At 36.9% G+C, this 12332-nt stretch carries 15 protein-coding genes and 1 riboswitch; of the genes, 8 read left to right on the forward strand and 7 right to left on the reverse strand.

The features are described from left to right. Positions 1-13 precede the first annotated feature (13 nt). Entirely contained in the window at positions 14-511 is a 498-nt protein-coding gene (locus tag H9632_RS05605; RefSeq protein WP_191703130.1) for an RNA polymerase sigma factor, read from the reverse strand. A gap of 180 nt (positions 512-691) precedes the next feature. Between H9632_RS05605 and H9632_RS05610 the strand changes: the two genes are divergently transcribed. The 8 genes from H9632_RS05610 (at position 692) to H9632_RS05645 (ending at position 6558) form a co-directional block, all read left to right on the forward strand. Next, on the forward strand, positions 692-1447 hold the full coding sequence (locus H9632_RS05610) for a class I SAM-dependent methyltransferase (RefSeq protein WP_191703131.1): 756 nt from the start codon (positions 692-694) through the stop codon (positions 1445-1447). 17 nt (positions 1448-1464) lie between these two features. After that, the gene (locus H9632_RS05615) at positions 1465-2277 is read left to right on the forward strand and encodes a GNAT family N-acetyltransferase (protein ID WP_191703132.1); all 813 of its coding nucleotides are present in this window, start codon (positions 1465-1467) and stop codon (positions 2275-2277) included. A gap of 1 nt (position 2278) precedes the next feature. Beyond that, on the forward strand, positions 2279-2686 hold the full coding sequence (locus tag H9632_RS05620; RefSeq protein ID WP_225223688.1) for an acyl-CoA thioesterase: 408 nt from the start codon (positions 2279-2281) through the stop codon (positions 2684-2686). Between the two features lie 22 nt (positions 2687-2708). Continuing rightward, complete coding sequence (locus H9632_RS05625; protein WP_191703134.1) at positions 2709-3239, forward strand: GNAT family N-acetyltransferase; 531 nt, start codon at positions 2709-2711, stop codon at positions 3237-3239. Positions 3240-3258: 19 nt separating this feature from the next. Beyond that, on the forward strand, positions 3259-4047 hold the full coding sequence (locus H9632_RS05630; RefSeq protein ID WP_191703135.1) for a DUF2785 domain-containing protein: 789 nt from the start codon (positions 3259-3261) through the stop codon (positions 4045-4047). A 210-nt stretch (positions 4048-4257) separates the two neighbouring features. Next, positions 4258-4935 (forward strand): S16 family serine protease, encoded by a 678-nt coding sequence (locus H9632_RS19050; protein ID WP_318247673.1) that lies wholly within the window; start codon positions 4258-4260, stop codon positions 4933-4935. A 113-nt stretch (positions 4936-5048) separates the two neighbouring features. Beyond that, positions 5049-5549 (forward strand): sigma-70 family RNA polymerase sigma factor, encoded by a 501-nt coding sequence (locus tag H9632_RS05640; protein WP_191703137.1) that lies wholly within the window; start codon positions 5049-5051, stop codon positions 5547-5549. Continuing rightward, positions 5539-6558 (forward strand): hypothetical protein, encoded by a 1020-nt coding sequence (locus H9632_RS05645; RefSeq protein ID WP_191703138.1) that lies wholly within the window; start codon positions 5539-5541, stop codon positions 6556-6558. The genes H9632_RS05640 and H9632_RS05645 overlap by 11 nt, the downstream gene beginning before the upstream one ends. A 167-nt stretch (positions 6559-6725) precedes the next feature. Here the strand turns inward: H9632_RS05645 and H9632_RS05650 are convergent, their stop codons facing one another. The 6 genes from H9632_RS05650 to H9632_RS05675 form a co-directional block, all read right to left on the reverse strand. Next, on the reverse strand, positions 6726-7238 hold the full coding sequence (locus H9632_RS05650; RefSeq protein WP_191703139.1) for a YusW family protein: 513 nt from the start codon (positions 7236-7238) through the stop codon (positions 6726-6728). A 168-nt stretch (positions 7239-7406) separates the two neighbouring features. Then, a complete protein-coding gene (locus H9632_RS05655; RefSeq protein ID WP_225223701.1) occupies positions 7407-7790 on the reverse strand; it encodes a ribonucleotide-diphosphate reductase subunit beta in 384 nt (127 codons plus the stop codon). A gap of 286 nt (positions 7791-8076) precedes the next feature. Beyond that, a complete protein-coding gene (locus tag H9632_RS05660; RefSeq protein WP_225223689.1) occupies positions 8077-8661 on the reverse strand; it encodes a ribonucleotide-diphosphate reductase subunit beta in 585 nt (194 codons plus the stop codon). Then, entirely contained in the window at positions 8649-10742 is a 2094-nt protein-coding gene (gene nrdE / locus H9632_RS05665; RefSeq protein WP_191703140.1) for a class 1b ribonucleoside-diphosphate reductase subunit alpha, read from the reverse strand. Before nrdE ends, H9632_RS05660 begins: the two co-directional genes overlap by 13 nt. Before the next feature lie 2 nt (positions 10743-10744). Beyond that, positions 10745-11107 (reverse strand): class Ib ribonucleoside-diphosphate reductase assembly flavoprotein NrdI, encoded by a 363-nt coding sequence (gene nrdI / locus H9632_RS05670; RefSeq protein ID WP_191703141.1) that lies wholly within the window; start codon positions 11105-11107, stop codon positions 10745-10747. Further along, the gene (locus tag H9632_RS05675) at positions 11104-11328 is read right to left on the reverse strand and encodes a glutaredoxin family protein (protein ID WP_191703142.1); all 225 of its coding nucleotides are present in this window, start codon (positions 11326-11328) and stop codon (positions 11104-11106) included. Before H9632_RS05675 ends, nrdI begins: the two co-directional genes overlap by 4 nt. A 146-nt stretch (positions 11329-11474) precedes the next feature. Beyond that, positions 11475-11660: riboswitch (cobalamin riboswitch) on the reverse strand. Between the last annotated feature and the right edge of the window lie 672 nt (positions 11661-12332).

A 12332-nucleotide genomic window follows, 5' to 3' on the forward strand; every position in this document is an offset into this window, starting at 1 on the left:
TAATCAACCCCTTCTATAATAAATTTTTCACTTTTACTTTTAAACGTTCGTATCGTTTTCGGATTGTTGCTGGTGGTTTTTCAAAAATCTGACCGATTTCATCAAAACTATAATTTTCAATTACACGTAATAGCAGGAGTGATCGTTCTTCAGGCTTTAAATGGATAAGTATTGACTCAAGCTGATCATCATTGTCGTGATCAAAGACTGCTGTAGTTGTTTCCTGCTCAATAAAGGGAATGAAAGACTTTAATTTTTTTCGCTTTATTTTATTGAGACAATGAAAATACGAAACTTTATAAAGCCAAGCATTCGGATTTTCAATCGAGGCTAATTTGCCGTACTTCATCGCCTTTATAAAAACTTCTTGGACGGCATCTTCAGCGTCATATGTATTTCGTAAGAGGCTGAAGCAATATTTATAAATTTTGTCATAGTACGCTTCAATGAGTTCATCCATCTCACGTATTAAAAATTTTTCATTAGTCATGGTCATGATTTTTGGCTGCAATTAAACCACTCCTTTCATAAACATTAGACAATTTAGCGGTTGGAAATGTGACATGATTTGGAAAATATGTATATAGAAAAAATAATGATTCAGTGATAAAATCAAAATCACTATTAAATTAGAAAATTATGTTAATAAAGAATAATTCAAATTCTCTTAAAAATAAAGGGGGACAATCGCTTGAACAATATTATTGAAAACAATAAAAAAAGCTGGGATATCGTAGCGAAGCATTTTGCTGGGGGAGACGCATTACCGGGCTATGGGCCTTTAGCGCAAACAGAAGAGGAGCTGCATTTAATCGGATCTGTTGCAGGGAAGAAGGTGCTTGAAATTGGCTTTGGTAGTGGGCATTCTCTTTTATATATGAATAACAATGGAGCAAAGGAGCTTTGGGGAGTCGATTTTTCGAGCGAGCAGAAAGAGCTGGCGCAAACGACGTTAAATGGTATAAAAGCAACATTACATACAGCCCCAATGGAACAGGAGATTGGTTTACCGAAAAACTATTTTGACTTAGTGTATTCCATTTATGCAATCGGCTGGTCAAGTGATTTGTCCGCAACGTTTAAGCTGATACATAGCTACTTAAAAGATGGGGGCGAGTTTGTTTTCAGTTGGGAGCACCCTTTTTATAGCCAAATCAAGTGCCGAGATCATCAGTTTTTATTAACCGATTCTTACCAGCGTGAAGGATATATTGAAACGACGACATTTAAAGGGGAAGATGCGCCTATGCAAATACCCAAATATAAAATGGCGACCTTTATTAATGCACTGTTACGGGCGAACTTTGAACTTGTGGAGATTATCGAAAGTGATATACCTGAACAAGCAAAAACTGAAGAAGTAACGTATTCCGAGAGATATTATTCACTGCATAAAGCCAGTCACTTTCCTACGACGTTTATCGTAAAGGCTATAAAACGCAGTTAATATAGGGGGGAAGTATGATGATAAGAAAATTAACAAATAATGACCACGAACTAACAATGGCACTAGTAGAAAAAAGGCCGGCAGAAAATTTATTTATAATTGGTGATATTGAAGCTTATGGGATGGAATCTGATATTCAGGAGTTATGGGGACAATTTGAGGAGGATCAGCTTATTGCGGTTTTACTGCGCTATGATCAAAATTATATTCCCTATAGTGAAGGGGACTATGATGCAGCAGGGTTCGCAGATATTATTAATAAAAACAAAGGTCCTATTGAAATATCGGGGTTGCAGCATTTAGTTGCACCATTACGTAAATGGATCAATCGCGGGATTCGTCGGGATAGTGAAACGTATTATGCAAAATGTACAAAATTGACGGTTCCGATTACAGATGTGGATTTTTCAAATGTAACGTATTTGCAGTCGCATGAATATGAGGAAAATATTGAAATGCTTAAATCCATTCCTGAATTTTCAACAGGTACCTTTAGTATTGAAGGAAGAGAGCGCGCTGAAAAGTTTAAAACAGGGCGTACATATATTATTCGGGATGAAGAGGGCGTTATGGTTTCATCAGCATCAACTACTGCGGAAAATTCTCAATCTGCCATGATTGTAGGCGTCGGAACGAGACCGGGTTACGGGAAAAAAGGGTATGCGACACACTGCATGCTTAAGCTTTGTTGGGATCTGCTCGCTGAAGGGAAATCGATTTGTTTGTTTTATGATAATCCGGCTGCAGGGCACATTTATAAGCGAATTGGATTTGAGGATATCGGTTTTTGGTCAATGGTTCGTTATGAAGAGGAAAAAGGAGGACAATGAATTGCGCACTTTAATTGCAGAACAACCAATTCAAATAAATGCCTATGACATCGATGCAATGGGCATTGTAAGTAATATTGTATACGTACGATGGTTTGAGGATTTACGTATGGCTTTTTTAAATGAGCATTATCCATTAGCAGAAATGATGGCTGTACAAATTTCACCCATCCTGATGAAAACAGAAATAGAATACAAAGCCCCTTTAACAATTTTTGATAAGCCAGTCGGACGGTGCTGGATGGTGAAAATCGGGCAATCCAGCTGGGAAATGGAGCTGGAAATTACTACAGAAAAACATATCCATTGTACAGGCAAACAATCCGGATGCTTTTATCATTTAGAAAAGAAAAAGGTTGCGAAAATACCGGAGCCATTGAAGAAGCTTTTTGAAATAAGCAGTAAATAGTTAATGTAGGAGAATGCAAAAGATGACTATTAAAATGCAACGATTTAATTCAGAAGTTCAAGATTTAACGGATTTCCTTACTAACAACGAATGGCCGTTTTTCGCGAACCCTATAGTAAATCCTACAGAAATAAAAGAAAAAGTAGCGAATGGTTATTATGAAAAGGGTCGCGAAACATTTTGGATTTTAGTCGACCATGAAAAAGTAGGGCTAGTAATTATTGATGATATTGATGATTCGATTCCATTGTTTGATATCCGGTTAACTCCCAAGGCAAGAGGAAAGGGAACAGGTGTACAAACTTTACGCTGGCTGCAAAACTATTTATTTGGAGAAAAAGGGAAAATCCGGATTGAGGCTTATACGAGAACAGATAATGTACCAATGCGGAAATGCTTTACTAAATCAGGATTTGTAAAAGAGGGCTACTTGCGAAAAGCCTGGGAAAATGAAGACGGCACGGTTGTAGATAGCGTGTTATATGCAGCTATCTATGATGACTGGAAGACAGGTATTATAACACCGGTTCAACTGGATGATGTGCCTTATTAAAAGGAGAAATGAATAAAGAATGAAAGAGTATCTGGAAACTATCGTAAGAAAAGAAGAAATAAATTTAGACCTAATCAATATAGACGAAATGCTCCAATTCATGCTGCATAATATCGGGAATCCGGATGCTTATTTACGTGATGACCTAATTTATAGGGGATTTTGCGAATTAATTCTGAACGAAAAACTAACGGTGGAACAATTAGTTGTACTATTAAATACATGCATGGATGACGAGCATCTTTATTTAAATATTTCGAATAACGATCCTTCAGATGATGTATTTACTCGATCTTTTTCAGCACTTGTCATCCCGCTTATTTTTGGTAAAGACCGTGAAAACAGAAAATTGCCAGAAGTACTTATTCTAGAGGCGATTCAACGTAGTGTTGATTATTTAAAGCTTGAAAAGGATTACCGAGGATTCGTCAATTCGAAAGGCTGGGCACATGCGGTTGCACATGGTAGTGACTTATTAGCTGAAGCCATTGCACACCCGCTTATGCAGGATTTACATTTGTGTCATAAAGCATTGCAAAGTTTAAAAAGCTGCCTGCATACGGACTATGCTTTTATTGATAAAGAAGAAGCGCGCATGCTACCTGTAATTGACGCTTTACTGGACAAAGGATTGACAGATGAACAGTTGTTAGTGTGGGTAAAGAAATTAAATGAAATTGAAATAGATGAATGGCATATAAAATATCGGTACGAATGGAATGTGAAGAAGTTTGAAGCCACATTATTAAGACATTTATTAAAAACTAACAAATGCCTACTTACGACCAATTGGATTATTAAGAATTAGCAGAAGGGAGATGAGAGGTTGAAACGAGCTACACTAATAGTTCTGCCGTTCATTTTATACATATTGGGTTTACTGCTCTATTATTTCGACAAGATTAATATTTATCTGTTTTTTATTTTGATAATAACTGGCTTAGGAATCGCGCTTTTAGGATTTTATCTTTACCGGAACAACAATAGGCAGAAGCAGATTTTTGTGGGAATTTTTTTTGTGATATCTTTAATATGTGTATTTGAATCTCGCTTAATTAATTATGAAGTCTATACTTATTTCGTAACGTCCTATAATGAGCCTTTTGAAATTGTTGAAGATTCAGGTATACATATACTTTCAGTGGATATCTTCGAAGCGGCGTATATTGATGATTTAGATTACTTAATAAAGACGCTAGAATTATCAAATGATAAAGAAGTATTGGATGCGGAAATGGTAACAAATAAAATTCGTTATACTTCGAAAAATGATGAATTATTAAGTTATATACGTCCCGCGGAGAAGCATTTTGAAACGATGAAGGGAAATGTTGTGGCTTATCTGCCGGGAACCTCTTCTGCTATTGAAGATTTTTTAAATAGAGAAGATTTTGAAGGTGACAGTGCAGGACTTGCCGCTGTATTAAGTGGTCTTATCGAAAATGGCAGTTTCAACAATAACGTACCGATTGCCGTAACAGGTGCGATTGACGGAGAAGGAAATGTGAAGGAAATTGGCTCGATGAAAGCTAAAATTCTCATTGCAGAAAAAAGCGGTTTTTCGCATATTTTCATACCAGAGGAAAATGCAAAAGAGGCGAGAGAAGTAAAGGACATACATCAACTTAACATCGAAATTATTGAAGTAGCATCGGTTGATCGTGCTGTAATGGAAATAGAGAAGCTAAATACGTAAGTCTTTAGAGCGCTATGGTAATTTTTCCATAGCGTTCTTATATTTAAAATAAATGGATAAATTTAAAGCCAAAGTGCATGTTCAATCGTTATATAGTCAAGTGAGGTGAAGAAATGGATTTTGAACGACTTGTTCATACATATACGAATTATTTATTAAAGTTAAGCTTTCTATATGTCAAAGACCGACAAGCAGCCGAGGATATTGTGCAGGATGTTTGGCTAAAAGTCATGCTTTCAAAAAATGAAATAACGAATGAGAAAAGTTATTTAGTCCAAATAACAGTAAATCAGTGTAAAGATTATTTGAAAAGTTGGCGTTATAAAAAAGTGCGGGTAATAGATGTGCTTGGTTTTGAAAGAGGCACTTCACAACAAGATGAACTGATTATTTTAGAAGAGAAAAGTGCAGTTGGAAAGGCAGTCTGGCAGTTGCCCTTTAAATACCGTGAAATAATTATCCTCTATTATTACGATACACAAACTGTCCGTGATATTGCCTTTACTTTAAAACTAGCGGAAGGCACAGTAAAAACAAGGTTAATTAAAGCGAGAAAGCTTTTAAAGGAACAATTAAACGAATCAGATTGGGAGGTGTTGAATAGTGAAGAATGAATTAGACAAATTAACAGGACCGATGCATGAAGAAACAAAACGTGTACAGCAAAAAGCAATGGAACAATATTACGGACATAAATACGGCAGGAGAAAATTCAGGTGGGGTTATCCGGTAGTAATCGTTCTCTTATTATGTTTTGTAGCGATGATATATCCTCTGCAAAAGCCTGAAGAGACAGCAAGTAACCTCTATATAGAACCGCTAGATGAACAGTATTTTTTAATTGCTGCTTATACCGAGCAATATAACCAAGGTCAATTTAAGAAGTTAGCAGATGTCATTGAAAATAACTTGTACTTCACTATTGAACGTAGTGCGCTCTTAACCTATGCAAAGCATAAAAATATTAAAATCGATCATGAATTAATCGAAAAAAATATAGAACAGTCTCTTTCCTATATAGAAAATAATTCGTTGGCGAAACACAAACATGAAAAAATGCTACAAATATTAAATTTATCGAACGATGCATATAATGATTTTCTCATAAAGACTGCGACGGTCAATACAATTGTTGAAAGCTTCATTGAAGAGCAGGACTTAAAAGGTCCAAAAGGGAAACATATTGCCCAATTTCATCAAGAGGCACGGCAGTTTTATTATAAGCATGCAGCAAAGGAAATCGAGAAGTTTGAACGGGACCAAAGAACGAGGGTTATTGAAAAAACGCCATTAGTAGAGGTCCCAACACCTGAAACATTTCGATTTGCAGAAAAAGACCATAAAGCGCTAAATCTGGGTTTGAATGACGAGCAGCAATATGAGTTTATAAATCCGCATATAACGTTTGACTATATTTGGGGAACTTATGGACCATTAATCTATGAGGCTGCCCCATTCAAAGAATATCCGTTTCATTTTGAGCCGTTGTTTTATATGGATTACAAACGAAATATTGAACAGCTGGCCTTACAATCGAAATGGCGTGATGAAGCGTTGGAGGTACTGGAGATTTTAGAGATATTTGAACGTAGCTATAAAGATGATTACCCATTTTTACAATAAGCAAGGGGATAGGTTATGGGGGAAAAGGTAAAGGAGAATTTCGGTAATGTGATAAGTAAGAGATTAGTTTTAGTTCACACAAAAAATCGAAACTGCATCAGGCAATTCGATTTTTTGTGCATTATGGTAAGAGTTCTAGAGAGGGTTTAAACCCTCTTTACACACAATTATTTATTATGATGATAATGTTTTATTTCCCCGTTTTTGAATTTTACTTCAAGCTCAAAGGACTTATAGTTTTCATCGAGAGCAAATGCTTTTAGTACTTCTTTACGAACATCCTCATCACTAGTAGTTTCGTCAAATGTTAACTGTTTTAACGCATCGACAAACTTTTCGTACGCTTGATCACCTTTATACTCGATACCTTTAATTTCATCATCTAGTTCTGCATAAATATTGTTTCCATCGTTCTCATATTCAACATCATATGAATTGCGATTCGCATATTCTACGTCTAAATCAAATTCAGTAAAAGCATAATTTACATCTGCGACCTTAATTCCAGTACGTTCATTTTCATTTTCCGAGTTATTAGTGGTATTTTTGTTATTCGCTGTTTCATCAACAGTACTATTATTACCTGTAACATCCTTATTTGTCTTTGTATCATCGTTGTTACATGCGTACAATAACCCCAATAATATTGGCATTGTAAGTAATAATTTAAATAATTTCATTTTATACTCTCCTTTAAAAGTGGCTTGATAACTTAATTTAAGCCTCTAATTTTTAATAAAAGTATTCCCAAATTAAAATAAGCTATCCATTCGTACTGTAATTAAAAATTTTTAATTATATAAATCACTAAAAACGCTATGGCAGAAGTTAGCCATAGCGTTTTAAATTTAAAATTTAAATGTATCATCCGTAATTGGGGCGACTTTAGCAACGGCATACGTCGCGCCTTTTTGACTGAAGAAATCATAAGTGGATCCTGTATTGGAAATTCCGTTCATTACTATAGGGTTGACTTCCTCGTCAGGGAACATTGTATCGTGCCCCAAATTCATGAGCGCTTTATTTGCATTATAGCGCACATATTTTTTCACTTCAGGGGAAAGTCCCGTTTCTGCGTATAAATCATCGGTATACTTCATTTCATTTTGATATAAATCGAGTAAATATTCATAGCCCCACAAAGTTAGCTCCTGCTGTTTTTCTGTTGGGAACGTTTTGAAAATGTTCTGGGCGAAAAAGCCGACTGCTACTCCGTGGATTGATTCGTCCATTTTGTTCAAGTAAGTTCGTCATTCTTACTTCTGCTATATGCAGCTTATAATTTCTTATAAGATCAGATCATATCATATATAACTTTTGCTATATCTCTCCGCTTCGGATACCATTATTGACTTGTACCCTACTCTACTCGCTTCCATGTAAAACCATGTGCTTTCGATGATCGTTGCACCTTATTGATATATTTCAACCTTTTAACTATCAATCTTGGCTCAAGATTGTCCTCGACTTAACGTTAGGATGTTCCTTGAATTCAAAGAGTTTTACTTGCGCCACGATTTAACGCAAGATTAAGCTAATTACTTCCGCACTATTTCGCAGTACACCTTGTCCGCCTAAATAAAGCGGGTAGAAGAAGCCGGAATAGAATAGGAAGCTTTCCAGCATAACTGAAGCGTACATCGCTTTCCATAAGCTTTCCGGGTCATCTTCTTTTATAGCAGAATATACTTCTCCAATACGGTTAGCTTTATATTGAAGAAACTCATTTTTTTGCACCCAATCGAACACTTCGTCAATTTCCGTATTTGTACAAAGTGTTGTGAAAATATACGAATAAGACTTCGCGTGAATCGCTTCAAACGATCCGAAAACTGTTAATACCGCTTTTTCCTGAAAATCAGGTGTATACTTAGCGATTTCATTCATGCCAATGTTCGTTTGTACTGTATCAAGCAATGTCAGGCCGCCGAACACTTTTTTGTACGTATCTTGGTGCTCGAATTCCTTCCATTGTTTGACGTCTTTACTGACTGCAATTTCCTCTGGGAACCATATTTGTTTCCATTGCTGATCCCAAAAAATACGTGCGAGTTCACTCGTTGGGGTATTCCAGTTGACCGCTTTATACGTTAAATTTGACATGCGACACACTCCTCAATTGTAAGTAAACGTTGGCGTACGTAATAAACGGTTTTAATACCACGCGTCCACGCATAAATGTAGGCTTTTGCTAATTGTTCTGTGTTCCACTGGTCCGTTACGTAAAGTGTCATGGAAATTCCTTGGTCAATATGCTTTTGCGCGGCTGCGTAAAGGTCGATCAGTTCATACGGATTTACATCATAGGCTTCTGTATAGAGTTCCTCATTGTCATTTGTTAAAAATGGCATCGGATAAATGGTACGGCTGTCCGCATAGTCACGTACTTCCACACGTTCCGTAACAGGGGAGATAGAAGCCGTACAGCTGCGGATGTATGAGATACTGCCTGTCGGAGCGATCGCCAATCTGTAGGAGTGGAATAACCCATGCTCCAATACGTCAGACTTCAACTGGTGCCACATATTTTGAGTAATAATCGGTGTAGCCCCAAGTGCTTTAATCACACCAGGTGTAAGTTCTATTTCTTCTTTGTTTATATACTTTTCAAAATAAACCCCGCTCGCATAATCGCTTTCCTCAAATTGGTAAAATATTTCGTTCTTTTCCTTCGCAATTTCCATTGATGCTTTTAACGAGTAATAGTTCAATGCTTCCATAAACGCATCGATAAATTCGATGGACTCTTTGGAACCATAACGGATTCCGCTTTGTACGAGGTGCCCATGCAAGTTCATAACACCTAATCCAACAGAGTGCATTACTTTGTTCGCTTTAGATACAGAAGGAACGTTGACGATATCTGTCATAGTTGAAACATTCGTCAAAAGACGCATTGCTGTATCGACAAGCTGACCGAAATCCTGAACTTTCGTTGCTTCATGAATGTCAATTGAACCTAGGTTACAAGAAACATCGAGGCCATATTCATTCGGCTCATTTTGATCGGTAACAACACTTGTTTGTTGGTACTGAAGTATTTCGGTGCATAGATTGGACATCTTCACACGACCGATTTCCTTTAATGGATGAGCGTTATTAACATTATCATCAAATATTTCGAACGGATAACCCGATTCAAATTGAGCTTTTTTGATTTCCGTATATAATTTACGTGCATTTAATCGTTTCAGTTTACGGATGTTCGGATTATCCAATAGCTCGTAGTACATTTCCGTAATCGAAATTTCCGACATGCGTTTTCCGTATTCTTTATAAATGTCATAAGAACTAAACAAGACGATATCTTTATCGCGGCGCATCAGTTCAAAGAAAATATCCGGAAGAATAATCCCTGTTGAGAGTGTGGCAAGACGGATTTTATCGTCTGCATTTGGTTTTTTGGAAGAGATGAACGCCTCAATATCTCCGTGGAAAACATTTAAGTAGACGACTCCAGAACCATTTCGTTGCCCAAGCTGATTCGAATAACTAAAGGAGTTTTCCAGCAGTTTCGCAACTGGCATTACCCCGCTCGCACGGTTTAATATCCCTTTAATCGGATCACCTAAAGGACGCAGATCGGTTAAGTTTACTCCGACACCGCCTCCTAATCGGGAAAGCTCCAGGCAATAGCCGATGTTTTCGGCAATCGAATTCATCGTGTCGTCCATCGTCAGTTTAAAGCATGAGACAAGCTCACCGCGTGCTTTTTTCCCGCTGTTTAAAGCAGTAGGTGTTGCCGGCTGATAGGCAGTCATGACCGCTTTAATGGCCTTTTCTGCCAATGCTTCATCACCCTGTGCTAAATAAAGGGCAATAATAACGATTCGGTCTTCATATTTTTCAAGAATTTCTTTTCCGTCTCTGCTTTTCATTGCATAGCTATCGTAAAATTTCGAAGCACTCATAAACGAGGGGAAACGGAATTTATACGCATACGCTTTTTTGTACATCCGTTTAATAAAATCCATTGAGTACATTTCAAGAAATTCTTTTTCATAATAGCCTTCATCAACTAAATAGCGTACTTTTTCCTCAATATCGATAAAGTAGCGTAAACGGACATTCACGTCTTCTAGGAAATAGCGGCGTGTTGCTTCTTTATCTTTTGCTAAATCCAGTTCACCCGTAGCACGGTAACGATTTAATATGTCATTGTTTAATTTTAAATATTGTTTCATCATTAAACCTCTTTCCAAATGGAATAATAGTAATTTTTAATGGTTTCGTAATTGAATGGGGTCCCACGTAATTCTAGTTTCTCGATTAACGGAATGCCGTATTTTGTTGCTAAAAGATCACCTGCTCGGCCGAAAAAAGCATGACCGAAATTACGGTTCCCGCTTACGATAATTCCTTTGCATTGATTGTAGTTCGCAGTCATGAACTGATCGACGATAGGGGGGACAGAGCCTAATCCATCCGTATATGTAAATAGCAGATACGGCGCATCGATTTTATCCACATCGGCTAAATCCTTTGCAGGCAAGCCAAGTTTTTGCACGATGTATCGTACATTGCCAGTTCGTGAAGCATAAATAATCATGCAGTTATTTCAGAAATTCGGTTAATAATGGAAGTTGGCTCTGCGATAAATTCTCCGTTGATTTCGAATAAAGGGACAGATAGAAAGCCTGCATCGAGTACTTTTTGCTTTGCCGTTTCGTCCTGGTCAATATTAATAATCTCGACTTGTAAGTTCGCAGCATCAAGTTCGGATTTTACCCATAGGCATTTTGGACAGATTGTTTTCGTATAAAGTTTCATTAATAGAATCCCTCGCTATAAAGATATTTATTGTGCTGTACGTTCTAAAGAAAATATAAAAAGGCTATCCCGGGAAAAAAAGGATAGCCTGAAATGGAAACGTAAATGGAAAAATTGCGCCTCCATTTCCTATTCCCCGAAGAAATGTACGTAGTTTTAACACGGCAGGTCTCCTGGCTTTGCGTCATCCATCAGACGTACCTTCCCATGCACGTGGCACAGTGGCAATTTTAGTCTTCAGTCAGCATTTACAGTTGCGGGGACAGCGTTGGTTTTGCACCAAACTTCCCTTTTAAACTACATTTAGTAGTACCGTGATAAAAAAACACAATATATGGTTGTGAATTGAGTATAAGCCGTTCCAAAGTAAAAGTAAAGGAAAGAAATATAACTTGATCAGCTATTGTACTTTTTAAAGAGAAAGTTGACAGAACTAATACCTATACAAATCAAAAAGGAACTAAAAAACACATTGCCCAAAACTTCGAATGAACAATGTGTCATATTAATGCTTTAATTCTCTTTTCCACATGACGTAATTATAGGTTGCTTGAATAGCAAATAAAATGGTGATGAAAAATGTTATGAAAATAAACAACCTAGAAAATCCTAGCATTAAATAAATGACTCCGATTGAAAGTATACATATTGGAATCGAATAGACAGTACGCCAAAATTTTCGGCGGTATGAAAGGGCATAATAATTGAACTTAAAACCTTTATCAACTTTCGGTTTTTTTCTGTAATAAAGATATAAGCCAATCGAAATAATAAAAGAAGTAACAATAGGGATGGCGAGGATGAATAAATTTAAGTTTTGGAAATTCACTGTAGTCCTCCTTCTAAAATCCTTATGTTGGTTCATCACCATAAGTTGGGGATGACATTATTGAAAAAATAAGATTCGCTACGGGAAAACGCGTTGAAGCGTCTGTTGTACTACATTCCGGGGCAGGCATTTCGGGCGGTGTGGCTACAAAGCCTTTGTAGATTGAATTGTTAAT

Source organism: Solibacillus merdavium (assembly GCF_014836935.1).
Classification (GTDB): Bacteria; Bacillota; Bacilli; order Bacillales_A; family Planococcaceae; genus Solibacillus; species Solibacillus ferritrahens.